At 72.5% G+C, this 26,622-nt stretch carries 24 protein-coding genes; 13 read left to right on the top strand and 11 right to left on the bottom strand.

What is annotated here, in order from left to right:
- Positions 1-115 precede the first annotated feature (115 nt).
- Positions 116-3,892, top strand: a complete 3,777-nt coding sequence (locus tag ACIBK8_RS16215; RefSeq protein ID WP_399042458.1) for a hypothetical protein — start codon at positions 116-118, stop codon at positions 3,890-3,892.
- A 25-nt stretch (positions 3,893-3,917) separates the two neighbouring features.
- Here ACIBK8_RS16215 and ACIBK8_RS16210 read toward each other — a convergent pair whose 3' ends face one another.
- The 3 genes from ACIBK8_RS16210 to ACIBK8_RS16200 form a co-directional block, all read right to left on the bottom strand.
- Positions 3,918-4,148 carry a DUF6296 family protein gene (locus ACIBK8_RS16210; protein WP_399042457.1) on the bottom strand — a complete coding sequence of 77 codons (231 nt, stop codon included), beginning with the start codon at positions 4,146-4,148 and terminating at the stop codon, positions 3,918-3,920.
- A 100-nt stretch (positions 4,149-4,248) separates the two neighbouring features.
- Positions 4,249-5,676, bottom strand: coding sequence for a hypothetical protein (locus tag ACIBK8_RS16205; protein WP_399042456.1), 1,428 nt, complete (start codon positions 5,674-5,676; stop codon positions 4,249-4,251).
- A 67-nt stretch (positions 5,677-5,743) separates the two neighbouring features.
- The gene (locus ACIBK8_RS16200; protein WP_399042454.1) at positions 5,744-6,349 is read right to left on the bottom strand and encodes a TetR/AcrR family transcriptional regulator; all 606 of its coding nucleotides are present in this window, start codon (positions 6,347-6,349) and stop codon (positions 5,744-5,746) included.
- 113 nt (positions 6,350-6,462) lie between these two features.
- Between ACIBK8_RS16200 and ACIBK8_RS16195 the strand changes: the two genes are divergently transcribed.
- The 3 genes from ACIBK8_RS16195 to ACIBK8_RS16185 all read left to right on the top strand — a co-directional run bounded on the left by ACIBK8_RS16195 (position 6,463) and on the right by ACIBK8_RS16185 (position 9,731).
- Positions 6,463-7,653: a cytochrome P450 gene (locus ACIBK8_RS16195; protein ID WP_399042453.1), complete on the top strand. Its 1,191-nt coding sequence runs from the start codon at positions 6,463-6,465 to the stop codon at positions 7,651-7,653.
- A 7-nt stretch (positions 7,654-7,660) separates the two neighbouring features.
- Complete coding sequence (locus tag ACIBK8_RS16190) at positions 7,661-7,879, top strand: ferredoxin (RefSeq protein WP_399042452.1); 219 nt, start codon at positions 7,661-7,663, stop codon at positions 7,877-7,879.
- A 370-nt stretch (positions 7,880-8,249) separates the two neighbouring features.
- Entirely contained in the window at positions 8,250-9,731 is a 1,482-nt protein-coding gene (locus ACIBK8_RS16185; protein ID WP_399042451.1) for a SpaA isopeptide-forming pilin-related protein, read from the top strand.
- An 87-nt stretch (positions 9,732-9,818) separates the two neighbouring features.
- On the opposite strand, the gene ACIBK8_RS16180 is transcribed toward ACIBK8_RS16185, so the two are convergent.
- The 3 genes from ACIBK8_RS16180 to ACIBK8_RS16170 form a co-directional block, all read right to left on the bottom strand.
- Entirely contained in the window at positions 9,819-10,391 is a 573-nt protein-coding gene (locus ACIBK8_RS16180; protein WP_399042450.1) for a TetR/AcrR family transcriptional regulator, read from the bottom strand.
- A 94-nt stretch (positions 10,392-10,485) separates the two neighbouring features.
- On the bottom strand, positions 10,486-11,886 hold the full coding sequence (locus ACIBK8_RS16175) for an amidase (protein WP_399042448.1): 1,401 nt from the start codon (positions 11,884-11,886) through the stop codon (positions 10,486-10,488).
- Entirely contained in the window at positions 11,873-12,082 is a 210-nt protein-coding gene (locus ACIBK8_RS16170; RefSeq protein ID WP_399042447.1) for a hypothetical protein, read from the bottom strand. Before ACIBK8_RS16170 ends, ACIBK8_RS16175 begins: the two co-directional genes overlap by 14 nt.
- Positions 12,083-12,232: 150 nt before the next feature.
- Between ACIBK8_RS16170 and ACIBK8_RS16165 the strand changes: the two genes are divergently transcribed.
- On the top strand, positions 12,233-13,180 hold the full coding sequence (locus ACIBK8_RS16165; protein ID WP_399042446.1) for an MBL fold metallo-hydrolase: 948 nt from the start codon (positions 12,233-12,235) through the stop codon (positions 13,178-13,180).
- A gap of 29 nt (positions 13,181-13,209) precedes the next feature.
- Here ACIBK8_RS16165 and ACIBK8_RS16160 read toward each other — a convergent pair whose 3' ends face one another.
- Positions 13,210-13,947, bottom strand: a complete 738-nt coding sequence (locus tag ACIBK8_RS16160; protein ID WP_399042444.1) for an SDR family oxidoreductase — start codon at positions 13,945-13,947, stop codon at positions 13,210-13,212.
- 630 nt (positions 13,948-14,577) lie between these two features.
- Here ACIBK8_RS16160 and ACIBK8_RS16155 point away from each other — a divergent pair.
- Together ACIBK8_RS16155 and ACIBK8_RS16150 are read left to right on the top strand one after the other, a co-directional pair.
- On the top strand, positions 14,578-14,748 hold the full coding sequence (locus tag ACIBK8_RS16155; protein ID WP_399042443.1) for a hypothetical protein: 171 nt from the start codon (positions 14,578-14,580) through the stop codon (positions 14,746-14,748).
- A gap of 941 nt (positions 14,749-15,689) precedes the next feature.
- On the top strand, positions 15,690-16,478 hold the full coding sequence (locus tag ACIBK8_RS16150; RefSeq protein ID WP_399042598.1) for an SAM-dependent methyltransferase: 789 nt from the start codon (positions 15,690-15,692) through the stop codon (positions 16,476-16,478).
- A gap of 16 nt (positions 16,479-16,494) precedes the next feature.
- Here ACIBK8_RS16150 and ACIBK8_RS16145 read toward each other — a convergent pair whose 3' ends face one another.
- Both ACIBK8_RS16145 and ACIBK8_RS16140 read right to left on the bottom strand, forming a co-directional pair.
- Positions 16,495-17,439: a helix-turn-helix domain-containing protein gene (locus ACIBK8_RS16145; protein WP_399042442.1), complete on the bottom strand. Its 945-nt coding sequence runs from the start codon at positions 17,437-17,439 to the stop codon at positions 16,495-16,497.
- Between the two features lie 85 nt (positions 17,440-17,524).
- On the bottom strand, positions 17,525-17,761 hold the full coding sequence (locus ACIBK8_RS16140; protein ID WP_399042440.1) for a DUF397 domain-containing protein: 237 nt from the start codon (positions 17,759-17,761) through the stop codon (positions 17,525-17,527).
- 510 nt (positions 17,762-18,271) lie between these two features.
- Here ACIBK8_RS16140 and ACIBK8_RS16135 point away from each other — a divergent pair.
- Both ACIBK8_RS16135 and ACIBK8_RS16130 read left to right on the top strand, forming a co-directional pair.
- Positions 18,272-18,481, top strand: coding sequence for a hypothetical protein (locus ACIBK8_RS16135; protein WP_399042438.1), 210 nt, complete (start codon positions 18,272-18,274; stop codon positions 18,479-18,481).
- The gene (locus ACIBK8_RS16130; protein ID WP_399042437.1) at positions 18,468-19,865 is read left to right on the top strand and encodes an amidase; all 1,398 of its coding nucleotides are present in this window, start codon (positions 18,468-18,470) and stop codon (positions 19,863-19,865) included. Before ACIBK8_RS16135 ends, ACIBK8_RS16130 begins: the two co-directional genes overlap by 14 nt.
- 64 nt (positions 19,866-19,929) lie before the next feature.
- On the opposite strand, the gene ACIBK8_RS16125 is transcribed toward ACIBK8_RS16130, so the two are convergent.
- A complete protein-coding gene (locus ACIBK8_RS16125; protein WP_399042436.1) occupies positions 19,930-21,837 on the bottom strand; it encodes an ATP-binding protein in 1,908 nt (635 codons plus the stop codon).
- On the bottom strand, positions 21,827-22,609 hold the full coding sequence (locus tag ACIBK8_RS16120; RefSeq protein ID WP_399042435.1) for a response regulator transcription factor: 783 nt from the start codon (positions 22,607-22,609) through the stop codon (positions 21,827-21,829). The genes ACIBK8_RS16125 and ACIBK8_RS16120 overlap by 11 nt, the downstream gene beginning before the upstream one ends.
- Before the next feature lie 112 nt (positions 22,610-22,721).
- Here ACIBK8_RS16120 and ACIBK8_RS16115 point away from each other — a divergent pair, with 112 nt between their 5' ends.
- From ACIBK8_RS16115 to ACIBK8_RS16100, 4 genes are read left to right on the top strand one after another with little or no spacing between them, the layout of a single operon-like run.
- The gene (locus tag ACIBK8_RS16115) at positions 22,722-23,360 is read left to right on the top strand and encodes a hypothetical protein (RefSeq protein WP_399042434.1); all 639 of its coding nucleotides are present in this window, start codon (positions 22,722-22,724) and stop codon (positions 23,358-23,360) included.
- Complete coding sequence (locus ACIBK8_RS16110; protein ID WP_399042433.1) at positions 23,347-24,477, top strand: hypothetical protein; 1,131 nt, start codon at positions 23,347-23,349, stop codon at positions 24,475-24,477. Before ACIBK8_RS16115 ends, ACIBK8_RS16110 begins: the two co-directional genes overlap by 14 nt.
- A gap of 2 nt (positions 24,478-24,479) precedes the next feature.
- Positions 24,480-25,232, top strand: a complete 753-nt coding sequence (locus tag ACIBK8_RS16105; protein WP_393687057.1) for an ABC transporter ATP-binding protein — start codon at positions 24,480-24,482, stop codon at positions 25,230-25,232.
- Complete coding sequence (locus ACIBK8_RS16100; RefSeq protein ID WP_399042432.1) at positions 25,229-26,473, top strand: ABC transporter permease; 1,245 nt, start codon at positions 25,229-25,231, stop codon at positions 26,471-26,473. Before ACIBK8_RS16105 ends, ACIBK8_RS16100 begins: the two co-directional genes overlap by 4 nt.
- Positions 26,474-26,622 lie beyond the last annotated feature (149 nt).

Here is a 26,622-nt window from a genome sequence, read left to right as displayed (position 1 = left end):
GGCAGCGCTCTGAGCAGCACCGATCAATGGTGAAGTGAGCCGCGACCGCAGTTGCCCGCCGTCCGCGCCGTCCTTAGGGTGGCCGTTCGTGCCGACGGGGAATGGGGAGTGACGCGTGGGGCGCCCGGAGAATCCGATCGATCCGCAGTCGGGACCGGTGCAGCGGTTCGCCCACGAACTGCGCAAGCTCCGCGACGAGGCCGGCACCCCCGCCTACCGGGCCATGGCGCGCCGCGCCGGATACTCCGCGGGGACGCTGTCGCAGGCCGCCGCCGGTGAGCGGTTGCCGACGCTGCCGGTCCTGCTCGCCTACGTGAGCGCCTGCCAGGGGGACGCCGGGTACTGGCGGCAGCGGTGGGAGGAGGCCGACGAGGAACTGGCCAGGCTGCCCGCGCCGCACGACGAGGACGCCGATCCCCCCTACCGCGGCCTCGCCCGCTTCGAACCGGGCGACGCGGAACTGTTCTTCGGCCGCGACGAACTCACCTCGCAGCTGACGCGGATGGCCCGCGGGCACCGCGTCAGCGCCCTGGTGGGGGCGTCGGGCAGTGGAAAGTCCTCCCTGCTGCGGGCCGGCCTGGTCCCCCGCGTCCGCCGGACGACGGACGACGGCGAGGTCCCGCCGACGGCCGTCCGCATCCTCACCCCGGGGCCGCATCCGCTCGCCCACGACAGGCGCCTGGAGCCGGCCGCCGGGCCGGGCGAAACCTGGCTGCTGGTCGACCAGTTCGAGGAACTGTTCACCCTCTGCGCCGACCCCGGGGAGCGGGACGCGTTCCTGGAGCGGCTGCTCACCGCCCGCGGAGCCGACAGCCGGCTGCGGGTGGTCCTGGCGGTACGGGCCGACTTCTTCGGGCGCTGCGCCCAGCACGGCGGCCTGGTCACCGCGCTCAAGGACGCCACCTTGCTGGTCGGCCCCATGGACCGCGCGCAGTACCGGGAAGCCGTGGTGCGCCCCGCCACCGCCTGCGGGCTGACCGTCGAACGGGACCTGACCGCCCGCATCGTCGAGGACGTCGAGCACGAACCGGGCGCGCTGCCGCTGCTCTCCCACGCCCTGCGGGAGACCTGGCACCGGCGGCGCGGACGCACCCTGACACTCCAGGCGTACGAAGCGGCCGGCGGCCTGCACGGCGCCATCGCGCGCACCGCCGATGACGCCTACCACCGGCTCGGCCCCGCGCAGGCCGACCTCGCGCGGCACGTCCTGCTGCGCCTCGTCGCGCCGGGCAACGGCACCCAGGACACCCACCGCCCGGCCCCGCGCGCGGAGTTCGACCGCCTTCAGGGCGGCGCCGACAGCGCCGCCGTCCTCGACCGCCTGGCCCGCGCCCGGCTGCTCACCCTGGACGACGGCCACGTCAGGCTCGCCCACGAAGCGGTCATCACGGCCTGGCCGCGCCTGCACGGCTGGATCGGCGAGGAACGCGAACGGATGCGGCTGCACCGGCAACTCACCCGCGACGCCGCCGCCTGGCAGGAACTCGACCGCGACCCCGGCGCCCTCTACCGCGGCACCCGGCTGGCCCGCGCGCAGGAGAGCTTCACCGCCGACGAGCGCGGCGCGCTGAACCCGCTGGAGGCGGCCTTCCTCGACGCGGGCCTCGACACCCGCGCGGCGGAGCGCGCCCACGCGGCCCGCGCCGCACGCCGTACCCGTGGCGCCTTCGCCGCGCTGGCCACGCTGTGCGCGCTGCTCCTGGTGGCGGGCACCCTCGCCTGGCAGCAGAAGCGCGACACCGACCGGCAGCACACCCAGTCCGAAGCCCGCCGCATCGCCTCCGTCGCCGCCGGTCTCCGCGCCACCGACCCGGTGCGCGCCACCCGGCTGAGCGTCGCCGCCTGGCGGCTGGCCCGTACCCCCGAGACCCGCGGGGCGGTCCTGGGCGCGCTGGCGCGGCGCGAGGTGGACGCCATGCCGCTGCCGGACGGGACGAACCCGTCGGACGAGGCGTCGGACCCCGTCCTCACCGACGACGGGCGCACCCTCCTGTACCCCGACCGGGACCGCATACGCCGCTGGGACGTCCGCACCCACCGCGAACTCCCGTCCCACCGGGCCACCGCGGCGGACATCTCCCTGCACCTGCTCCAGGCGGCCACGCGGGACGGCGGGGCCGTCGCCATGGAGCACAACCCGGGCGGCCTGCGCGTGTTCCGCACCACCGGCACCCGGACGGAACGGCACGTCCTGGCCGCCGACGGCCTGCCGGTGTTCGGCGACAGCGGCAGGACGCTGCTGTCCCTGAGCCCCGGTTCCTTCGAGCTGTGGGACTGGCGGCACAGCCGCCCGCTCTTCCGGCAGCAACTGCCCCGGCACACCGGGCAGGACGGGACGGAGTACTACGAGGGCGCGGTCAGCCCGGACGACCGGTACGTCGCGGTCTGCACACCGCACTCCGCGCCCGAGGTGTGGGACGTGGCACGGCACCGCAGGAAGCGGCTGCCCTGGTCGCCGAAGCCGTGCGGTTCCGGGGTGCCCCGGTTCACCCACGACGGGCGGGCGCTGCTGAACCTGGCCGACGGTGCGGGCGCCGAGGCCCGCGACCTCACCTCGGGCCGCAGACTGTGGCGGGTCGCGCACTCCGGGCTGACGGACATGCAGCTCAGCCCGGACGGCAGCCTCCTGGCGGGCCGGGACGCCGACGAGATCCTCGTGTGGCGCACCAGAAGGCCCGGCGCTCCGGTGCTGCGCTACCCCATCCCCAACGAGGAGGTGACACACCTGCGGATGGACACCGGCCGGCAGGTGCTGCGGTACGTCGGCGGCGGCGCGGTCCGCACCCTGTCCCTCACCCCGCCCGCCGCCCGGCCGCCCGGCGAACCGCCGGTGGCGGAGGCCGAGTTCAGCGCCGGCGCCGACCGGCTCGCCACGGCACGGGAGAGGGACGGCGGCGCCGAGTTCCGGCTGCTGGACGCGCGCACCGGGAAGACGACGACGCTGCCCGCGCGCGAACCCTGCACGCCGCAGGTCAGTTCCCCGCACGACCGGTGCGAGATCTTCCCCTTCCTCTCCTTCGGGCCCGGAGGACGCCGGCTGGCCTACGGTGCCGAGACCGCGTCGCAGGTGGGCGGGCGTCGCCATCTGCCGGTGGACGGACGGGTCCACGTGTGGGACGCGGACACCCGCCGGCCGGTCGCCACTCCCCCGGCGCTGAAGGGCCGGGGCGGCACCCGGGTGTCGCAGGCGCTGTTCACCGCGCACGGCAGGTCCCTGCTGCTCTCCGACGGCGCCGAAGCCGTCAAGGTCTGGGACACCGGCAAGACCACCGTCCGCTCGCTCGGCACGGTGAGCGGCCAGCTGCTGGCGGCCCATCCCGACGGCCGCCGCTTCGTCATCGGGGTGGGCGCGAACACCTCGGGCAGGCTCGTCGGCCTCAGCTCCCGCCGCGTCTCCCGCCAGTCGCTGACCGGCGGGACCACCACGGTGATCGCCTTCAGCCAGGACGGCCGCCTGCTGGCCGCCGGCGACTCGGCGGGCCGGGTCACCCTCTGGGACGGCCGGGCCGAGCGCCGCCTCGGGGAGCTGCCTGCCACCGAGGGCGGAAGCGGCGCGGGCGGTCAAGAGGCCGTCACGGCCCTCGCGTTCGCGCCCGACGGTGACACCCTGGCGACGGCGGGCGACCACGGCACCCTGCGGCTGTGGGACACCGGCTCCAACCAGCCCCTGGGCGACGCCCTGCCGACCCTGCCCGGCGATCCGCTGCTCGCCGTGGCCTTCACCCCCGACGGGAAGAGCCTGCGCACGGCCGGCCGGCACACCCCGCTCCAGACCTACACCGCCGCCCCCGACCGCGCCGCCCGCACCCTGTGCCGGCGCGCCCGCGGCGGCCTGTCCCCGGCGGAGTGGCGCTCCTACCTGCCGACCGTCCCCTACCGCCCGACCTGCTGAAACCCCGGGACGCCGCGGCCCGGCCTCAGGGTGTGAGCGGGCGGACGAGGAGGGGAACGCCGATGTCCTGGTGGCCGCCGCTGGCGAGCATGCGGACCTCGCCACGCTCGCTGATCTCCGCACGGACGATCCCGGTCTCGTCCTCGTAGATCGGGTACCCGCCCGCGCCCGCAGCCGCCGTACGCCGGACGATCACGACGTCGTCCTCGACGGCAGCCGCTTGAAACACCAGCTCATAGCCTTCCGGGTAATCCATGGGGGCGCTCCGCAAGGGTCGGCGACGACGGTCGCAGTGTCCCTCCATCGTCCCTCACGCCGGGCCGCCCCGCCTGAGGAGCACGGGGGGGGCGGCCCCGCTACGGAGCCGCCGCCCCGTCGCCGGTCTCCCCCTCCAGCAGTTCCCGGGCCGCCCGGGTCCGTGGGTGGCCGGGGCCGAAGGCGCGCTCGCAGGCGTCCGCCGCCTCGCGCGCCAGCCGCCCGGCGTCGTGGGAGGTGAGCTTCTCCGGTTTGCCGTTGCCCATGGTCGAGTCCAGGAAGCGCACCACGGGCGCCGGAAAGATCCCGACACCCCGGGTGCGGGCGGTGCCCTCCTCGCGCAGCGAGCGGACCGCAGCCGCCGTCACCTCGGCGTGCAGGGAGCGCACCAGCGCGCCGTCGCGCGGATGGTCCCGGTCCAGCGCGTCGGCGTCCCGGAAGGCGAGGGCGTCGTGGACCAGGGACATGGCCTCGTGCCACAGGCGCTGCCTGCCCAGCGCCCTGGCCCGGCTCAGCTGGGCGAGCATCCGCGCCGGATGCGCCCCGCCCAGGACCCGCCAGCGCAGCCCGGCGGCCGAGTGCAGCAGCCGCTCGCTCTCGGCGTAGCGCCGCAGCCCGTACCGGGCGTCGGCCACCGCGTACAGCACGTCGGCGGCGCGCGCGAGCACCTCGCAGTCGACGGTGGACAGCTTGCCGGTGAACGGGCCGGCCACGTTCTCCCGGAACAGTTCGGCCAGGCTCGGCCCGGTGTGCCCCGCCAGGGTCAGCCCACGGGCGCTCACCTCCTGCTCGGCCTGTGCCAGCACGGGCCGCAGCACGGCGTCGGCCTCGGCGAAGTCGCCGCAGCGGGTGTGCAGTTCGCCGAGGGCCAGGCCGTCCGCGATCCGCAGGCCGCCGGGCGCGTCATCGGCCGGGGCGCACTCCGCGATCCGCGCGGCGAACGGCAGCGCCTCCTCGTACCGGCCGCACCACCGGTACGCGTCCCGGACCCGGCGCCCGGCCGCGAGTGCCGCCGTGCGGTCACCGCCGGAGCGCCACAGCAGTGCCCGTACGTGCGGTGCGAGCAGGTCGGGCGCGGTGCCTTCGGCCGCGCGGAGCAGGGCGCGGTCGAGCAACGCGGCGGCGCAGGAGTCGAGCCGGGCACGGGCCTCGTCGGGCAGGCGCCGCGCCCCCTGTGCCGGGACGGCGGCGTCCGGCCGGATGCACGGCACCTGCGGCGCCGCGTCCCCGCCCGCCGTGCCGTCCGCATCCGTGGTCCCCACCACGGTGACCGGCAGCGCGCCTACGGCTGATTCCAGCCGTTCCACGGGGATCCCGGGCAGCGGGACCGCGGCGAGCGCCCGCGGTGACAGGACGTGTACGGGCAGCGGCGCCGCGGCGAAGGCGGCCAGCAGGTCGTCCGGGACGAGCGGGACCGCATCGCCCGCCTCGTCCGCGCCGTACCGGTAGGTGATGTTCAGGTCCCGGCCGGCCTGCTGGATGCGGCCGTTGTCCTGCGCGTCGGCCCGGAAGGACGCCCCGTCGTTCATCGCCGCCGCCCCGCCCGGTGTCCCGCTGCCGCCTGGCACGGCGCCGGGCCCGGCCTGGTCCGTGTCGTCACCGCTCGTCGCCGCCCTGCGGCGGCAGGCCGTCCAGGAGCCGGCCCAGCATGCCCCGCACCAGCGTGCAGACCTCGTCGGGGTCCGCGCTGGCCAGGGGTTCCTTGGCGATGACCACCCGCATCAGGCCGATGCCGAGCAGCCAGGCCATCGCGAGGTCGGCGCGGAGCGGGGCGTCGTCGGCCCGGGAGAGCGTGGCCAGGGTGTCCGCGTACTCGTCGCCCAGGGCCTGCACCGCTTCGGCGGCCTCGTCGTGGCTGCCGATGGAGCGCAGGTAGACGGCGAGCGAACGGTCGTGGGGGTCCTTGCCGGTGTTGGTGAGGATGCCGCGCAGCGCGACCTCGAAGAGCTGCTCGGGCGGTGTGTTGCGCAGCTGTTCCTGGCCGCTGTGTGCCATCACCTCGGTGAGCAGCGCGTTCTTCGAACCGAAGTAGCGGAACAGCAGGGCCTGGTTGACGCCGGCACGGGCCGCGATGTCGCGGACCGTCGCCGCTTCGTAGCCGCGCTCGGCGAACAGGTCGGCCGCCGCCTCCAGCAGCCGCCGCCGGGTGGCCCGCGCGTCCCTGCGGGGCTGACCTGCCGGACTCTCGGCGGACTTCGCCATCACCACGCTCCTTACCGAAGGCCCGCCAGGATACGGCCATTTGTGTCATTGACCCACGGGGGCCGGCGGCCTAACGTCATTTGTAAGCAGGTGCTTACACAAGGGAGGTCACCATGACCGCAGCCGACACAGCGCCCCTCACCTATCCCTTCAATACGGCCGACACACTGAGCCTTTCCGACGCGTACGAGCAGGCCCGCGACACCCCCGGCCTGGTGCAGGTCCGCATGACGTACGGCGATCCGGCCTGGCTGGTCACCCGTTACGCCGACGCCAGGCTCGTCCTCGGCGATCTGCGGTTCAGCCGCGCCCTGGCAGCCGAGCACGACGAACCGCGGCAGTCCGAAGGCCAGCGCAACAGCGGCATTCTGAGCATGGACCCGCCCGAGCACACCCGGCTGCGGTCCCTGGTCGCCAAGGCGTTCACGGTCCGCAACGTGGAGAAACTCCGGCCGCAGGTACGCGAGTTGACGAAGGATCTGCTGGACGAGCTGGAGGCCGCCGGGCCGCCCGCCGATCTCGTCGACCGCTTCGCCCTGCCGATACCGGTCGCGGTGATCTGCCGGATGCTGGGCGTCCCCGTCGAGGACCGGCCGAAGTTCCGGGCGTGGAGCGACGCCGCGCTGTCGACCAGCTCACTGACCGCCGAGGAGTTCGACCGCAACCGCGACGAACTGCGCGCCTACATGGCCCAGTTGATCGACGCGCACCGGCGCGATCCGCAGGACGACCTGATGACGGCGCTGATCGACGCGCGGGACGCCGACGACCGGCTGAGCGAGCTGGAGCTCGTCGACCTGTGCGTGGGCATCCTGGTCGCCGGGCACGAGACCACCGCGACGCAGATTCCCAACTTCGTGCACACCCTGCTGGACCACCCCGGTGAGCTCGCGCGGCTGCGCGCCGAGCCCGAGCTGATCACCACCGCGGTGGAGGAGCTGATGCGCTTCGTCCCGCTGGGCAGCGGCGCGGGTCAACCCCGTTACGCCACCGAGGACATCGAGGTCGGCGGCACCCTCGTCCGGGCCGGCACCCCCGTCCTGGTCGCCGTGGGAGCCGCCAACCGCGACGCGCTGCGCTTCAGCTCACCCGGCACCCTGGACCTCTCCCGGGCCGGCAACCAGCACCTCGGCTTCGGTCACGGCGTCCACCACTGCCTGGGCGCGCAGCTGGCCCGGCTGGAGCTCCAGGAGGCGCTCGGCGCCCTGATCAGCCGCTTCCCCGGGCTGCATCTGGCCGGAGACATCACATGGAAGACCGAGATGCTGGTGCGCGGTCCGCGCGTCATGCCGGTGGGCTGGTGAGGCGCCGATGACCTGGCAGGTGGAAGTAGCCCCGGAACGCTGCATCGCGTCGGGTATGTGCGCGGGCATCGCACCCGATCTGTTCACGCTCGACGGCACCCACTCCCGGCCGGTGCACGGCGAGGTCACGGCGGGCGACGAACGGGCCCTGGACGCCGCGGACATCTGCCCGGCGATGGCCATCACCGTGCGGGAGAACGGGGAGGAGATCGGGCCGCGCCCGTAAGACGCCGAGCCCCACCGCGGGGCGGGCCCGGCAAGCAGCGCCGCATCCCGCCCCGCCCTCCTTGATGCCGAACTCCCTTATTCCATCTCTTTCCTGACGCTACGTAATGTTGATCTCGTGCCACCGAGAGGACCACGACACCCCCGCAAGCCCCCGATACCTCCCGCCCGTCCCGCCCGGATGGGCTTGATTGCGCACACTTCCTTTGACATGCCCCGAACGTCGTACTTTTCTGTGGCAGTCTGCGGGGCAGCCGGGCGGGACAGCCGGGACGTTCGCCATGTCCTTGCGTCGCCCGTGCTGTGCGACCGCGGGCGGGAGGGGCTTGAGCCCGTACCGGGCGGCCCACGTGACGAGGGGGCAGGGATTCATGCACACAGCTCGAACGAAGAGACTTTCGGCCATCGGTGCGGTGGCCGTGGTGATGGGGGTGGCGGGCGCCACCGTGCTGCCTGCGGGCGCGGCGTTCGCCACGGACCGTGAGGGGCACAAGGGCAGGGCCGTCGGCTGGCACCTGCGGACCGGCAAGCACACCGCCATGTGGACCGGCACACACGTCCTGGACAACGGCAGCCACGCGCTCTGCCTCGACCTCGCGTGGTACGGCCCGGACGGCACCGACAACGGCTACGAGAAGACGGGCGCGCCGAAGCAGCTCAGCGAGGACACCCAGGCCCAACTGGCGGAACTGGCAGCCAAGTACGGCAAGCTGCCCGACACCGTCGAAGGCCGCAACCAGTCGGCCGCCGCCGCCCTGGTGACGTGGGCGCTGGCCGCGCACGACGGCATCGACGAGAACGGGTACAACGGCGAGAAGCTGCCGTGGGGTACCTGGCTCGACAAGGGGATGCCGAAGGGCGCCATCGCCGGTTACGGCGCCGACGCGAAGGTCGACACGGCGCCCGTCGTCGCCGCCTTCAACCGCCTGCGGACCGAGATCCGCAAGGTCGACGCCACCCCGTACACCGTCAGCGTCGAGGGCTCGGGGAAGACCTACCCCTACGAGCGGGATCCGGAGGAGAAGTCCCTCACGGTCAAGGTGGCGCGGAACGGCGAACCGGCCGCCGGCATCCCCGTGAACACCACGGAACTGACCAACATCGCCAAGCCGCAGGCACCGGGCACGGTCGGCAGCACCGACACCCAGGGCAAGGCGACGTTCCGCTTCACACCCGACAAGCCCGGCACCAAGGCGGGGGCGAAGTTCGCGGCCAAGGTCTCGATCAACTCGCCCACCTTCTGGCACACCGACCACACGGTGCACGGCAAGCCCATGCAGCGCCTGGTCTACTTCGAGGCCAGGCAGCAGCCGCTGCCCGCCGCCGGCGAGATCACCTTCCAGCCCGCCGCCATCGTGATCGCCGTCAAGAAGGACCGCGGCACCGGCGATGCCGTCTCCTCCCCTGCGACGTACGAGATCCACGCCGACGACAACGGCGCGCCCGGCACGTCGATCACCACCGTCACCACCGGCAAGGACGGCAGGTCCCAGCCCGTCGACCTGCCCGCCGGCACGTACTGGATCGTCGAGACCAAGGCGCCCGCCGGCTACCAGCTCGACAAGGAGCCCCGGCGCATCGAGGCCAAGTCCGGTGAGCAGCAGGTGATCACGGTGTGGGACAACGCCGTGCCCACCCCCTCGCCGACGACACCCGCATCGCCGCCGGCCACCCCCGAGCAGCCGCGGCCCGAGAAGCCGGCCCCCGCGGCCGTCGTCCCGAGCGGCGGCCAACTGGCCCGCACCGGCGCCGGTTCCACCCCCTACCTCGCCACCGGCGCCGCCGCCCTGGTCGTGGCAGGCGGCGGAGCGCTGGCCCTGGCCAGGCGCCGCAGGTCCACGAACGGGTCGTAACCGGTCCGTCCCGCACGGCGGTCCACGGGCCGCCGTGCGGGCAGCACGGCAATGGACGTCACGACAACGGACGTCACCACAACCGCATCACGGCAACGGCATCAGCCGGTAGAAGACCGTGGCGACCAGCTCACGGGCGTACTGCGCGTCGAGGAGCCCCGGGCGGAAGAGGATGCGGTACATCATCGGGGCCACGACGTGGTCCATCACGATCTCGCTGTCCGGCACGTGCTCACCACGCCCGGCGGCCCGCCCGATGATGGTCTCGACCTGCTCGACGGCGTACGCGGAGCACTGCCCGGCGTTGCCGCCGTCCGGATCGCCGGCGAGTGCGGCGCGGATGTAGGAGCGGCCCGGCGGGGAGGACATCTCCTCCAGGAAATCGGCGGCCCAGTGTTCCAGGTCGGCGCGCAGGCTCCCGAGGTCGGCCGGCGGCGCTTCGGGCCGCAGCCGCTCCACCGCGACGTCCGACAGCAGTTCCTGGAGGCTGCCCCAGCGGCGGTAGATCGTCGACGGGGTGACACCGGCCCGCCCGGCGATCTGGGGCACGGTGAGGTCGGCTCCGCCGTCTTCCGCCTGGAGATCGCGCACCGCCGTGTGCACCGCCTGCTGCACGCGGGCACTGCGCCCGCCGGGGCGGGCCGCTGCTCTGGGACTCATCCCACCACCTTAACGCAAAGCCATTGCGCAATGTGGTGACGTCGCCCCCGCCCCGGACCGCCGAAGCGGGCGGCCCTCTCCTCCCCCGGCCGCCTCACGCGGCGGCGACCGGAGCGAGCCGCGCCCCGTCACCGCGGGTCGCCTCGAAGGCACGGCCGGCACCGAGGATCGCGGCCTCGCCGAACGGCCTGCCGATCAGCTGCATACCGATGGGCAGCCCCGCGCCGTCCAGCCCGACGGGCAGCGACAGCGAGGGCAGCCCGGTGATGTTCGCCGGGGCCGACAGCCTGACGTAGCTGTCGCTCACGCTCTCGGTCGACCCGTCCGCCCAGCGCACGGTCTCCTGGTCGCTGCGGGCGGCCACGCACGGCACCGTCGGCGCCGCGATGACGTCCACCGCGTCGAACACCTCGGCCCAGGCGCGCCGCATCAGCGTGCGGGAGCGCTGTGCGCGCAGGTAGTCGCCAGCGGAGACGAGCGCACCGGCCTCCAGCAGGACCCGGACGTCGGCCGTGTACAGCTCGGGGGAGGTCCGCAGCGTCCGCTCGTGGTAGGCCGTGGCCTCGGGCACCATGAGGCCCCACGCGGTGGCCTGGATGTAATCGGCCATCGGAATGCCGACGTCCACCAGCTCGGCCCCGAGCCGCTCCAGGTGGCCGATGCCCGCGCGCACCGCCGCCGCCACCTCCGGGTCGACCCGGTCGAAGTAATGGTTCGCGGGCACGCCGACCCGCAGCCCGGCCAAGTCCTCACCCCTACCCTCCGGATGACGCCGAGATGCCCACAACTCCCTTACTCCATCGCCTGGTTGCCGCCCCGTCAGCACGTCCAGCACCAGCGCGGCGTCCTCGACCGTGCGCGTGATCGGGCCGACGTGGTCCAGGGACCACGACAGCGGCGTCACGCCGCGCACAGGCACCGAACCGTAGGTGGGTTTGAGCCCGACGACACCGTTGAGCGCCGCCGGAACCCGGATGGAACCGCCGGTGTCCGTGCCCAGCGCGAAGGCCGCCTCGCCCGCCGCGACCGCGACGGCCGAGCCACCGCTCGACCCGCCGGCCACCCGGTCGGGGGCCCACGCGTTACGGGTCTGCGGCGTCGTCAGCCCGTACGCGAACTCATGGGTGTGGGTCTTGCCGATGAGCACCGCCCCGGCGTCCTTCAGGCGCGCCGCGACCGTGCTGTCGGCGCTCGCCGTGTGGTGCGCACGGACCCGGGAGCTGGCTGTGGTCGGCAGCCCGGCGACGTCGATGAGGTCCTTGAGGCCCATGGGGATGCCGTGCAGCGGACCGCGGTACCGGCCGGCCGCGATGTCCCGGCCCGCCTGCGCCGCCGCCGTGCGCGCGGCCTGCGCGCGGACCGTCACATACGCCCCCAGGTGCCCCTCCACGGCCTCGATCCGCTCCAGGAACGACTCGGTCAGCTCGGCGGGCGAGAGCTGCCCGGCGGCGATCGCCTGCGCCGCGGCGGCGAGCGTCAGCTCATACGGCTGCATCGGACAGCTCCTCCCCCGCGAGGTACGCCGCGGCGGGCGCGGTCTCCGCGAAGTCGAGGTCGCGCAGGGCGCCGATGACGCCCTGGATGTGGTTGGCCGTGGCGGACACCGGGTCGAGCCGCTCCGCCGCGAGCGGCAGGCCGGCCCTCAGGGCCCATGGGGACACCTCGTGCGGGAGGAGGTCAGCGGTGGTCATCGGCAGGTCCCTTCGCGACGTGGAGCGAGCGGCACCCGACCCACAAAAGCTTCGTATTTGCGTTAACGGCACCGTACGACATACCGTCCACTAACGCAAAGACGATGCTTTAACCGCGTCCGCACACCCCGCGCACCCCAAGGAGTCCCGTTGCCCTCCTCCCCCAACACCCCCGATTCCGCGCCCACCTGGGCCGTCGGCGACCTGCTCGTCCACCGCATCGACGAAGTGACCCTCCCCCCGCAGACCGGCCCCTGGCTGCTGCCCGACGCCACCCCGGACGCCGTACGCCACGCCCCCTGGCTCCGTCCCGACTTCGCCGACCCCGAGGGCATCCTGCGCCTGGCCAGCCACAGCTTCGCCATCGACGCGGGCGGCCCGCGCATCCTCGTCGACACCGGAATCGGCAACGGCAAGACCCGGGCCAACCCGGCCTGGCACCAGCTGGACACCGACTACCTCGGGCGGCTCACCGCGGCGGGCTTCCCGCCCGAGAGCGTCGACCTGGTCGTCCTGACCCACCTGCACACCGACCACGTCGGCTGGAACACCCGCGCCGACGGCGGGACATGGGTGCCCACCTTCCCGAACGCCAGGTACCTGACCGCCCGCGCCGAATGGGACCACTGGGCACACACCGACATGGACGAGCCCCGCGCCCAGATGTTCCGCGACTCCGTCCACCCGGTCCGCGAGGCCGGCCTGCTCGATCTGATCGACGTGCCGGACGGGGGCACCGAAGTGGCCCCTGGCATCAGCCTGTTGCCCACCCCCGGCCACACCCCGGGGCAGGTCGCCGTACAGCTCCGCAGCCGCGGCCGGTCAGCCGTCATCACCGGCGACTGCATCCACCACCCCGTACAGCTCCGCCACCCCGGCATCACCAGCTGCGTCGACACCGACGCCGCCCGCGCCGTCCACAGCCGCCGCACCCTCCTCGACGCGCTCGCCGGCACCGACACCCTGCTCCTGGGCAGCCACTTCCCCGCCCCCACCGCCGGCCTCGTCACCCCCGAAGGAACCACCTACCGCCTCACACCGGTCCCCGCCAGCACCCCGCCATCGGCTCCGGAATCCGGCGACCACTACGCCAACTGACGGCCATCCAGCGCCAGTTGGGGCACTCTCTAATCCTGCGCCGTAGGACGCACCACGATGTCCCCCACGTCCACGCCGTCCGGCTGCTCGACGGCGAAGGCGATGGCGCGGGCCACCGCGGCCGGCGGGATCGCGATCTCCTCCATCCGGTCCACGATGCGCGCCTTCACCTCCGGCAGTGGCATGGCCTGCGCGAAGTCCGTGCGGACGAAGCCCGGCGAGACGACGGTTACGCGCAGCCCGTCGCCCGCCTCCTGGCGCAGCCCCTCGGAGATGGTGCGGACGGCGTTCTTCGTGCCCGCGTACACCGACTGGAGCGGGACGATGCGCAGCCCGGAGGTGGACACGACGTTCACGAAGTGACCGAAGCCCTGCTCCCGGAAGACGGGCAGCGCCGCGGCGATCCCGTACAGCACGCCCTTGAGGTTGACGTCGATCATCTCCTCCCAGTCCTCGACGCGCAGGTCGTCCAGGGGTGAGATCAGCCCGACCCCGGCATTGCTGACGAGGACGTCGGTCTTCCCGAAGCGGTCGCGGGCCAGTTGGACGAGGGCGGCCAGGTCCGCGCGCCGCTTGACGTCCGTGCGCGCCCAGACCGCTTCACCGCCGGACTCCGCGATACGGGCGGCCAGGGCTTCGAGCCGCTCCGGTCTGCGTGCCCCGAGCACGACCTTGGCACCGCGCTCGGCCAGCAGCAGCGCGGTGGCTTCGCCGATACCGCTGCTCGCACCGGTGATCACGACGACCTTGCCTTCAATCCCCGACATGGAGGACCTCCTTCCGGAAAGGGGGCACACGGTCAGCCCGCGGCCCTGCCCTCACAGTAAAGACGGCGGCGCCCCTGCGATGCCGGGGGTCGACGGACGCACCCGCGCTCGCGCCCGGCCTGATCGGAGGCCAACAGCCGGTCTTCCCGGTGCACTTGCACGGGAACCGGACAGCCGGGGCGCCCAGCTACTCCTTTTGGATGACCGATAAGAGTGTCCGATCCCCGGCCCTCTGAAACATTGCCGCACCCAATTCCCGCTCCCCTTTTCGCCGCTGACCACCCTTGATCGAAAGTGAAGGAATTCGCGCCTTTGACGCCCCGTTGAGGCGAGGAGCGGACTCCGCAACCGCACAAGGTCATTCCGCTTTCACCGGGATCGCGGCGATGGCGAACGCGACACACGGCTGGCTACGTTGCAGCGCAGGACAGCACGAAGGGCTTCGAGGGGTTGACCGCCCGCCTCGAAGCCCTTGGGAGGTGCCACACAAGGAGGCACCTCTTACACGTCCGCCCATCGACCTTGAAGGGGTTCGAGATGACCGAACGCGCAAACCGGAAGCGGACCAGCCGACTTCCGGAGTTTCCCGACCGTAGCATTCCGCCGTTTTCCTGCGCGCAAACAGCCACCGTGCGCGCTTTCGCCCGCACCGTGCGCCGGAGTTCCGTCCTGGCCGCCACGCTGGTGGCGGCTGCCGCACGGCGTGGCCTCACGCTCCCGGCGAAGGCCCTCATCGCCCTGGTTCCCGCGCTCTGGTGGGACCAGACCCGGGTGATGTACCTGCGGGTCCGGCGCCCGTGACCCCCGGTCGCTGCCGGCGCATCGCGGTGCGCCGGCAGCGACCTGCCACCGTCAAAGGACCCGGCGGGCAGGCAGCTTGCTTTCGGCCATTGTGGAACGGCGTGCAACAAGCTTTCTTGATCGCACAGGAATTCCGCCCCTCCCCCGGAGCGCCCGCAACCGACGGCACGGCCCGTCGCGCCACCGCCCGCACGCCGAGGCCACCGGCGGATCTCCGCCCGCCGCCACGGCACGCGGCACGACCACCGCGCGCGCGAACCCCGCCAACGGAGCGCCCGGAACGGACGTCACTCCCGTACGGCACACACCGGCCCCGCGCCGCGTTCCGCACCGGCCGACGGGGTGTTCACTCCCGCTACCTCACCACCGGCTCGAAAGCATCGACGTCGAGCGGAAGTTACCCCGTACCGGCCCCGGGATCCGGCATCGATGCTGAAGGGAGCCGCACCAGGCCCGCCGCCGAACCGTCGCCATCGGACGGCTGCCCGCCCCTCTCCCCCCTGTCGGAACGCAAAGCCGCCGCGGCGCGGGCCCGAACGCCCCTCCCCCGCCACCGGGCCGAGCCCCGTTCCCCCGCCATGGCATCAGCCCGTCGGTACACCGGGCGGCGGGCCTCGCCGGCATCGGCGGCACGTAACCGAAATCGTCGCCGGGATGCGTCATGCGGTCCCCGATATACCCGCGCCGCATTCTTCCGGCATATGCTCGCACCATAACCCGCACCACACACCGGAATTCACGTCCGCGCGACCGCGTACGCCGGGGCATACCCCTCCCCTGCGATGCGGCCGATTCCCCCTGCGTGGCCCCCCGTGCACGGCGGACGAACTAGTCCGTGCGGGGGGTTGCTTCTAGCATGGATGGCTTAGGCGATCAGTCCTGCGCGTCTCGCGGAGAGCAACTGCGAGACGGACGCACGGCGCGGGGAGAACCACATTTCCATTGATGTCAGTACACCCAGCGTTGCAAGAATGTACGACTATCTTATCGGCGGTACGGATAACTTCTCCTGTGATCGCAAAGCCTGTGCGGAACTCCTGCGCATCGCGCCGAGCACCCGGGAACTCGCCCTTATCAACAGGGCGTTCCTCCTGCGCGCCGTGCGGTATCTCACGGCGGAATGCGGCATCCGGCAATTCATCGACCACGGATCAGGGCTGCCGACCCGCCCCAACGTCCATCAGGTCGCCCAGGACATCGCGCCTGACGCCCGGGTGGTCTACCTCGACAACGACCCCATGGTGCTCGCCCACGGGCGGATGATGCTCCAGGAAAACCTCGCGACGACCGCCGTGGTGGACGCGGACCTGCGGGACACCGACAAGATCTTCGAGAACCCCGAGGTGCGTCGGCTCATCCGGTGCGACCAACCCGTCGCCGCCCTCTTCGTCTCCGTACTGCACTGCGTCCCGGACCGCGACGACCCCTGGCGGCTGCTGCGTGACGTCGCGGACCGCTTACCGTCCGGCAGTTACCTGGTGATCACCCAACTCGCCAGCGACAACGCGGCGTTACGGCGCGAGGCCACGGAGTTCATGCACCGGACGACCGGCGGACGGTGGGGCAGAGTCCGCTCCTTCGCCGAGGTCGACCGCTACTTCGACGGTCTGGAACCGGCGGAATGCACCGCTCCGGTCGATGTGTCGCAGTGGCACCCGGACACCGACCTCTCCCCTCGGCAGGCCACCCGGGAATGGATCGGGTACGGCGGTGTGGCACGCGTCGGATAGCCGGCCAGGCGCTGTCCTAGGGCTCGTCCGTCTCGGCGAGCTTGTCGATGTAGTGCTGGAGGATGTTCAGGGTCGCCTTCTTGTCGGCGGCCAGATCCCACAGGTAGAGCAGATCGACCTTGTGCTCCTCGACTTCCTGGGGATTGCTGACGTACGTGCCGCCCTCCAGGTAGGCCATGTCGCTCCCCTTGCCCTGCGGGAACTTCAGCAGGGTGATGGCGGAGATGGGCGCGGCGGCGTGCTCGGCCGCGGTGAAGGGGAGGACGCGGATGTGGATGCGCTCCCGGTTCTCCGCGTAGTTGAAGAGATGGCGGAGCTGTTCGCGCATCACGGCCCGCCCGCCGGTGGGCTTGTTGAGGATGCTCTCGTCCAACAGCGCGTAGTAGTCGGGGGCATCGGCCTCGTCGAGGAGCCGCTGCCGCCGAAGGCGCACGCTCAGCCTGCGGTTGATCCGCGATTCGCTCTTCTCGTCCGGGTCCTCACCGGCCGACCTGCGGTACGGCGCCCTCATCACGGCCCGCGCGTACTTCGAGGTCTGGAGCAGACCGGGGACGAAAAAGCCCTCGTAGGTGCGGATTTCCCGCGCCGCCGCCTCCATGCTGATCAACCGCCCCAGCCAGCCGGGCACGACATCGCGGAAGCACGCCCACCATTCCTTGACCAGGGACTGCCGCGTCAGATCGCGCAGCGCCGCCAACTCGCCTTCGTCCGTGCGGCCGTAGAACTTCGCGAGCGCGATGACCACCTCTTCCTTGAAGGGGGTCTTGGCGTCCTCGTAGCGGCTCAGGGTGGACGAGGAGCCGATCACGCCGGCGTCGACAACGTCCTTGAGGCGGTGGCCGGCCAGTTCGCGCAGCTGCCGCAGGTAGGTGCCGAGCACCCTGCCTGCGGCGACCGGCGGTTCGGCCTGCTCCTCAACACCGTCGTTGCCCGGGACAACACTAAGGACGCGGTCGATCACTCTGACTCCTCCACACCGGCGAAACTCCCGCCAGCATCCCAGCATGAGGAATCGGGCAGCCGCCACGAACTCTGCCCAATGGGTTTCAGACAGTCATGCGGTCGAACTCGCCCTTCCGCGCGCCGTCGAGGAAGGCCGCCATTTCCGAACGCGTGAACACCAGAGCGGGGCCGCCGGGAAAGCGGGAGTTCCGGAAGGCCACCTCGCCACCATCCAGGCGTGCAATTTCCACGCAGTTGCCGACCGGGTCGCTGGCCTCGGCCTTCACCCAGGCGGCAGCCTCGATCGAGTCCGCAGCCACACCATTTCCGTAATGCACCATATTCTCCCAGTCATTCGTTCCTGACCAGCGCCGATACTCCTGACGCCCGGCCACTCGCACACAGCGCACCCGGCGTGCTCGACGGCCATGTGCACGCGGCCGTGAAATTGCACGAGATCCGGGGGCGGCGCCGATCTTAGCCGCCGGGCTCGGAATCCCGCCGTCCCTCGAAAGAGCGTTCCTTCGACGCGAATATAGGAGGTAATACATTCGAATGATCCCGCCGTCATTCCCGGGTCCTGCGCGCACCACATTGGCTGAAGTGGATTCGGTAGCGCGCGGTGGCGGGCAGCGGCGCGGGATGGCGAACGCGCGGCCCGTCCGGGTACCCGAGGTGAACGGGCCCGCCCGTCACGGGATTCGGCCCGGCCGCGGCCCTGTGCAGCTCACCGCGGTTCCGCCGCCGCACCGCGCGGAGCGACCGCCTACCCTCGCAAAGACAATTGTGTTGCGTTTACTGCCGGGGGTGCCGCCTGACGTCGCCCGTCGGCACCGACATGAAGGGCGTACATGCGCACCATCGATTCCCCGTCCGGGGAGGCCGCCGAACCGGCGCCGTCCGCGGTCCCGGATCCGCAGGACGGGCACCGGGCCGCCGTGGCCGCCGTGGCCCGGCACCTCAACATCCTGATCAGCCCCCTGCACGAGCTGGACCTGACGGACGTCCGGCCGGAAGGCGGCCACGGCAGCGGGCGGGGAGCGGCCGATGCGTCCCTGTGAGCTGACCCTCGCCGAGGCGTCCGAAGCCGTGGCGGCACGGGAGTTGACGGCCCGGGAGGTGACCGAGTCCGTCCTCGAACGGATCGCGGCGGTGGATCCGGTGCTGCACCCGTACGCCATGGTGACGGGCGAGCGTGCGCTGCGTTCGGCCGCGGAGGCGGACCAGGAGATCGCGGCCGGCCGGTACCGGGGCGCGCTGCACGGCATGCCCGTGGCGTTGAAGGACCTCATCGACGTCGCCGGCCTGCCGACCGTGGCGGGTTCGCGGGTGCGGGCCGGTCATGTCGCCGCGCGGGACAGCACCGTCACGACGCGCCTGTCGCAGGCCGGCTCGGTGCTCGTCGGCAAGGCCCACACCCACGAGTTCGCCTTCGGGGTGACCACTCCGCAGACCGCCAACGCCTGGGACCACGGCCGCATCGCGGGAGGGTCGAGCGGGGGCTCGGCGGTCGCCGTCGCCGCCGGCGCGGCCACCTTCGCGCTGGGTACGGACACCGGGGGTTCGATCCGCGTGCCGGCGGCGCTGAACGGCGTGGTCGGGCTCAAGCCTTCGTACGGCCTGGTCTCCCTGAACGGCGTGGTCCCGTTCGGCTGGTCCATGGACCACGTGGGGCCGCTCACCCGCACGGTGCGGGACGCGGAGTTGGTGCTGCCCGCGCTCACCGGACACGACCCCGATGACCCGGCATCCGTCCGGGCGCTGCCCCGCCCGCGCCAGGGCCGCCCGGAGGACGGTCTGGCCGGGGTGCGCGTCGGTGTGCCGGTCAACTACTACTTCGAGCGCGTCGACCCCGAGGTGGAGGCCGCCGTGCGCGGCGCCCTGGCGCGACTGGCCGGGCTCGGTGCCGAACTCGTCGAGGTCGAGATCCCGCTGGCGCGGTACCTCCTGCCCACCGGGTGGGGCCTGCTGGCCCCCGAGGCCGCGGCGTATCACGAGAAGACGCTGCGGGCGGTCCCCGAACTGTACGGTCCTGACGTCCGGCTGCTTCTGGAGGGCAGCGGGTCCGTCGCCGCCAGCGACTACCTGCGGGCCCGGCGGGCGCGCACGCTCCTTCAGCAGGCGTGGGCCGGCATGTTCGACGAGGTCGACGTGATCGCCGCGCCCACCGTGCCGTTGACGGCGGTGCCGATCGGGCAGGAAAGCGTCCAGTGGCCGGACGGCAGCACGGAAACCCTCCTGGACACGTACTCGCGGCTGACCGCTCCCGCCAACATCACCGGTGTGCCCGCGCTGTCCCTCCCGGTCGGCCGCGACCACGCCGGCCTGCCCATCGGCATGCAGCTGATGGGCCGCTACCTGGACGACGCCGGTGTGCTGCGCGTCGGCCTGGCCTACGAGGCGGCGCACTCCCCGGCCGGCGAGCTGGCTGCCACGGCCATCTGATCCGGCGCGCCCGCGCGGCGGCCCGGACGGACCCCACGGTGCCGTCCGGGCCGCCCCCTCCGCCTCACCCGGCGCCGTCACCCGCCCTCACTGCCTCCGGGAGCAGCGGGAGGGTGAGCCGGAAGACGGAGCCCGCGCCCGGGGTGCTGCGCGCCGTGACGGTGCCGCCGTGCATCTCGGCGAGTTTGCGCACGATGGACAGGCCCAGGCCGCTGCCGCCCGTCTGCCTGCTGCGGGACTTCTCCGCGCGCCAGAAACGGTCGAAGACGTGCGGGAGTTCGTCCGGCGCGATACCCGCTCCGGTGTCGGCCACGTCGATCCGTACGGACCCGTCCGCCACTTGCGACCGCAGGGCCACCGTGCCGCCGCGGGGCGTGTGCCGGATCGCGTTGGAGACCAGGTTGCCGGTCATCTGCCGCAGCCTGACCGGGTCCGCGTCGACGAGCGTCCCGTCCTCTGCGGTGACGGTGAGCGTCACGCCGCTGGTGTCCGCGTCGGCGCGGTGGGCGTTCGCGGTCTGCGCCAGCACGTCCGCGACCTGCACCGGCGCCTTCGACAGCCGCAGCTCGCCCGCGTCGGCCGCCGACAGATCGCGCAGGTCGTCGATGATGTGCTGGAGCAGCAGCGCCTCCTCAAGTACGGAGGCGAGCAGGTCGTCATCGGTCTCGACGACGCCGTCCTCGGCCGCCTCCAGCCAGCCCCTGATGTTGCTCAGCGGCGTCCGCAGTTCGTGCGCCACGTCGCTGACCATCGCCCTGCGGAGCCGTTCCAGCTCCGCGCGGCGTCCGGCCATCGAGTTGAAGGCGACCGACAGCCGGCCGATCTCGTCGGCGCCCGTCACCTGCACCTGGGCGTCCGCGTCGCCCTCCTCCAGCCGCTGCACCGCGGCGGTCAGCGCGCGCAGCGGACGCACCAGCCGGATACCGGCCAGGACGGTCACGGCGACGGTCACCAGCAGCACCAGCGCCGCGCCTCCGGCGATCCGCGCCTTGTTGGCCGGGGACAGCGCGAAGAAGGTGGTCGCGGTGCGGCCGGGGCTGGAGACGTACAGCTGCGCGGCGGGCGCGACGTACGGGGCGAGTTGTTCCGCGCGGCTGGTGGCGATGCACGAGGAGACCTGGGGCCGGCCGGCCTCGCGCCCCGTGGCCACCGGCTTGCCGCTGTCGTCGAGCGACAGGGTCACGGCGGGCGCGCCGCGGTGGGCGAGGCAGGAGTTGACGAGGGTGCCGAGCGCGGCCAGCGCCTTCTTCTCGGTGGGAGTGGGCTCGTCGATGATCTCGGTTCTGCACCGGGCCGAGGTGCTCATGTCGGGCGGCAGCGGCACCCGGGAACGCCCGCTCGGCTCCCGTTCGATGCGGACGTCCTCCTGCGTGGTCTGATGCACGCACGCCTGGACACGCGCGGCGAGGCCCGCCAGTCTGTCGCGTTCGTCGCGGGGCAGCAGGAACGGCCCCACCGCGCGCGGGTCGATCAGGTCACCCGCCGCACCCGGCAGCAGGTCGGGGTCGACGGCGAGCGGGTCGATGACGGCGGTGGGCTTGGCGGGCGGCCGGAACGGCACGCCGGGTTCCGGGTCGGAGTCGGCGACGGGACGCGGGTGGCCGCGGGTGGTCAGCACGATGCGGTGGCCCGTCCTGCGGGCGAGCGCGTGCACCGTTCCCGCGGCGTCCGACCAGTCCGGGTGCCGGGCCGCGTAGCCGAGCAGCGCGTCGTACGTCTTGGCGTCGTCGGCCAGCGCCTGGCCCTGTTCCTGGCGGATCGCGACGGCCGTCATCCGGACGACGACGTAGGCGGTGGCGGCCACCGAGCAGACGGACACGACCACGGACACCGCCAGCAGCCGCAGCAGCAGGCTGCGGCGGAGCGGCACCTCGCGGCCCAGCGCCGCCGGCAGGAATCGCCAACTCTTCGTACGGCGGCGGCTGTTCGCGGCCGTACCGCCGCGGCCGTACCGCTTCGTCTCAGGGCCCATGGCGGATGTCCTTGCGCCCGGCGGCGTGCCCCGGGTCCTCCCGGCCGGTGGGCGGTTCCTCGTCGACGAGCTTGTAGCCGACGCCGTAGACCGTCACCAGCCGGCGGGCGTTGCGCGGGTCCTGCTCGATCTTCTTGCGGAGGTTCATCACGTGCACGTCCACGGTCCGCGCGGTGATGTAGCGGTCGAAGCCGTGCAGCCGCTCCAGGATCTGCGCCCGGGTGAAGACCTGCCCCGGCCGCGTCGCCAGCACTTCGAGGAGCCGGAACTCGCCCGGTGTGCAGTGGATCCGGCGGTCGTGGGCCCACACCTCGTGGCGTCCGGGGTCCACGGTCAGCGGCCCGACCCGCAGGACCGGGTCCGGCACGGCCGCATCGGCGCCACCGCCCGTGCCCGTACGGCTGCCGCGCCGCAGCAGGGACCGGGCGCGGGCCATCAGTTCACGGGGGCTGAACGGTTTGGACATGTAGTCGTCCGCGCCCAGGTCCAGGCCGAGCAGCAGGTCGTCCTCGGTGGAACGGGCGGTCAGCATCAGCACCGGCAGGGCGGCGAGTGCCGCCTCGGCGCGCACGATCCGGCACACGTCGAGGCCGTCGATGAACGGCATCATCACGTCGAGGATCAGCAGGTCCGGTGGACGGCGGCGCAGCTCCGCGAGCGCCGTGGCGCCGTCGTGCACCACGACCACGTCATGGCCCTCGTGCTCCAGATAGCGGCGGACCAGCTCCGCCTGTTTTCCGTCGTCCTCGGCGACGACCACGCGCGCACACATGCTGGTGAGTCTAGGAACGCCGTGCGCGGCCCGGGGCGGCCGGGCACGACCCCTATGAGCACGCCATGAGTTCCTGACAGCTTCCTGACAAGTCGTCGTGATGCTGGGCGGCATGCGGAACACGAAACCTCTGCCCCCCGCGGTCCGTACGGCCGCGTTCTCCGTCTGCGCGCTTCTCGCGGCGACCGTGCTCACCGCCTGCGGCGCGGGCGACGGTGGCGACGCCAAGGCCGGGAAGGACGGCGTCTCGACCCTGGAGACCGGAAGCCCGTCGTCAGCCGGTAAGTCCGGTGCGTCGGATTCGTCGAAGACCGACTCCCGGCGGCCCCAGTTGCGCATGGACTCCTCGGACGAGGAGAGGAACAGGCTCGGCGACGCCTACAACGCCTGCCTCCAGGCCCACGGCGTCCCCATGAACACCAAGCGGGCCGAAATGGCGGGCGCCAAGCAGGCGGCGCCGGTGCAGAGCATGGAGGTCGCCAAGAAGTACAAGCCGGCCTTCGACGCGTGTCTGGTGAAGCTGCCCCTCCAGCCTCCTGAGCTGGACTCGAACGTCAACCCGCACTACACGGACCAATACCGCGTCTTCGTGAAGTGCCTCAAGGCCAAGGGCGCGCACATCCACATGACCCAGGACGAGCACGGCGTCGCGAACGGCTACACGTACGACGACAACAACGGCATCCCGGAAGCCGAGGAGTTCAAGGCCAGCAAGGTGTGCCAGAAGGAGTCCTTCAGTGTCAAGCACTGACAGCGCACCGGCGCCCGGCCGCAGCCGGGGCAGGCGGGTCGCGGTGGCAGCGGTGGCCGTGGCGGTACTCGCCGGGGGCGCCGCCGGTGCGGTGGCGCTGACCGCGCACGGCCGTGACCAGCAGCCCAAGAAGGCCGGCGCCCCCTCGGCCGGGACGACCAAAATCGTGCGGACGGACCTCGCCGACAGCCGGACGCTGCCCGGCACCCTCGGCTTCGGCGGGCAGCGGACCGTCAAGGGCACAGGAAAGGGAGCGGTGACCCGGCTGCCGAAGACGGGCGCCCCGGTATCCCGCGGCAAGCCGCTGTACTGGGTCGACGACCAACCCGTGATGGTGTTCTTCGGCGACACCCCGTTCTTCCGTACCCTCGGCACCGCGGGGACCGGCGGACGGGACGTGACCGTACTCGCCGAGAACCTCCGGGCGCTCGGCTACGACACCGGCCCGACGCCGCGGGCGACCGCCTCCAACGGAGACACGGAGCCCGGCACCGAACTGACCCCCGCGCTGCTCGCCGCGCTCAAGCGCTGGCAGCACGACACCGAGCAGCAGGAGACCGGGAAGCTCGTCCCCGGGCACATCGTCGTGCTGCCCGGCCCCTACCGGGTCAGCGGCATCAAGGCGCAGCTCGGGGATCCGGCGGCGTCGGAGGTGCTGACCGTCACGTCCGTCCGCAAGTCGATCCGGGTGAAGGTGGACGCGCAGGACTCCGGCCCGATCCACAAGGGCGACTCCGTCACCCTCACCCTGCCCAACACCAAGACCGTGCCCGGCAAGGTCACTTCGGTGGGGCAGACCGTGCAGGGCGGAACCGATGACGACGGCTCGGGCACACCGTCCGAAGCCACGCTCCAGGTCACGGTCGAGCCGGAGGACAGCGCCGCGGTGAAGGACATCAGCTCGGCGTCCGTGCAGGTCACCTTCACGACGGAGAAGCGCAAGCAGGTGCTCGCCGTCCCGGTCGGCTCGCTGCTCGCACTGCGCGAGGGCGGCTACGCGCTCCAGCGGCCCGGCGGTCAACTCGCCGCCATCAAGACCGGGTTGTTCGCGAAGGGCATGGTCGAGGTCTCGGGTGCGGGCATCAAGGAAGGCGACCGGGTGGTGACCACGTCGTGACCCTGCCGCACACCGCACCGGCCGCCGACGGCACGTCCTCCGCCGCCCCGCACCGCCGGACCGGCCCGCCCGTCCTCACCGTCAAGAACGCGACGAAGGCGTACCACGGCGGCGTCAAGGCGCTCGACGACGTCTCGCTCACCATCGCCGACGGCGACCTGCTCGGCATCGTCGGACCTTCCGGGTCCGGCAAATCGACGCTGCTGAACATCATGGGCACCCTCGACCTGCCGACCAGCGGCTCGGTCGAGATCGCCGGCGAGGACCCGGCCCGGCTGTCCGACCGCCGCCTGTCGGCGCTGCGCGGACGCTGGCTCGGCTTCGTCTTCCAGCAGTTCCACCTCACCGACGGCCTGAGCGCCGCGGAGAACGTCGCCACCGGACTGCTGTACGCGGGGGTGCCCCGCCGGCAACGCAGGCCGCTGGCGGTCGCCGCGCTGGAGCGGGTCGGGCTCGGCCACCGCGTCGGGCACCTGCCGCATCAGATGTCGGGCGGCGAACGGCAGCGCGTGGCCATCGCCCGCGCTCTGGTCAACCGGCCCGCGCTGGTACTCGCCGACGAGCCGACCGGCGCCCTCGACACGGCCAACAGCCAGGCCGTGCTCGACCTGCTCATCCGGCTGAACGCCGAGGGCACCACCATCGCCGTCATCACCCACGAACGGGACATCGCGGAACGGCTGCCACGCCGGGTCGAGATCCGCGACGGCCGCATCGTCGCCGACGAGGCAGCGCACACCGGGGGCCCGCAGTGAAACGCACCGACACCGACACCGCACCGGACGCCCCGGACGCCGACCCCAGCCGCCCGGTCCGGCTCGCCCCCTCCGACGTGCTGCGCCTGGGGCTCCTCGGGATCCGCACCCGCCGGATGCGCGCCGCGCTCTCCGCGCTCGGCATCTCCATCGGCATCGCCACCCTGATCCTGGTGACCAGCATCCCGGCCTCCAGCCAGCGCCACCTCGACCAGCAACTGTCCGCGCTGGGCACGAACACGCTGCGCGCCGAACCCGCCCCCAACCAGAAGCCGCCCGTCCTCATCCCCGAGGAAGCACCGGACATGGTCCGGCGGATCGGCCCGGTCACCCATGCGAGCGCCGTCGCCAACACCCATGCCCTGGTGCGCCGTTCGGAGCACACCGACCCCAACGACGGCCTCGGCCTGACCGTGCTCGCGGCCCGCACCGACCTGCTGCCCGCCGTGAACGGCACGGTCAGCTCAGGTAAATTCCTGACCGCGACGACCGGCAACTTCCCCACCGTCGTCCTCGGCTACGAAGCCGCCGCCCGGCTCGGCATCCCCCGCCTGACCCCCGGCCAGGAACCGCCCCAAGTCCTCATCGGCGACACCTACTTCACCGTCGTCGGCATCCTCGACCCGATGCGCCTCACCCCCGACCTGGAACGCTCCGTCCTGGTGGGCTGGGGCGCCGCCAAGAAGGTCCTGCACTTCGACGGGCACCCGACGGTCGTCTACACCACGGCACACGAGGACTCGGTGGAGGACGTCGCCTCGGTACTCGCGGCCACCGTCTACCCGCAGACACCGGGCCTGATCCAGGTCAGCCGCCCCTCCGACGCCCTGACCGCGAAACGCGCCACCGCGGCGACCTTCTCGGCCCTCTTCCTCGGCCTGGCAGGCGTCGCCCTGCTGGTCGGCGGCGTCGGCGTCGCCAACACGATGTACATCTCCGTACTGGAACGCCGCCGCGAAATCGGCCTCCGCCGCGCCCTCGGCGCCCACCGCGGCCAGATCCGCAGCCAGTTCCTCACCGAGTCGATCGCCCTGTCCCTCCTGGGCGGCCTCCTGGGCACCACCGTCGGCGTCCTGGCCTCCCTCGCCTACGCCACCTACCAGGGCTGGCCCCCCATCATCCCCCTGTCAGCAATAGCCGCCGGCACCACCGGAGCGATCGCGATCGGGGTGGTGGCGGGGGTGTATCCGTCGATGCGGGCGGCGGGGGTGGCGCCTACTGAGGCGTTGAGTGCGGGGTGAGGGGGTAGCGCAGCATGGCGCCCCCTCCGGCCACCCGGCCGTGGCCCACGGCGGCCAGAAATCGAGCGCACCCAACTCACCCCTGTATTAGAGTTGTTCACGCTGCGCACCTTCCCGGAGGGTACGTCGGCGGTGATGGTGCTGATCCT

This window comes from Streptomyces sp. NPDC050161 (assembly GCF_044460025.1).
Taxonomy (GTDB): domain Bacteria; phylum Actinomycetota; class Actinomycetes; order Streptomycetales; family Streptomycetaceae; genus Streptomyces.
Note: the sequence above shows the minus strand (reverse complement) of the source record. Positions and strands in the feature narration are given on the sequence as shown.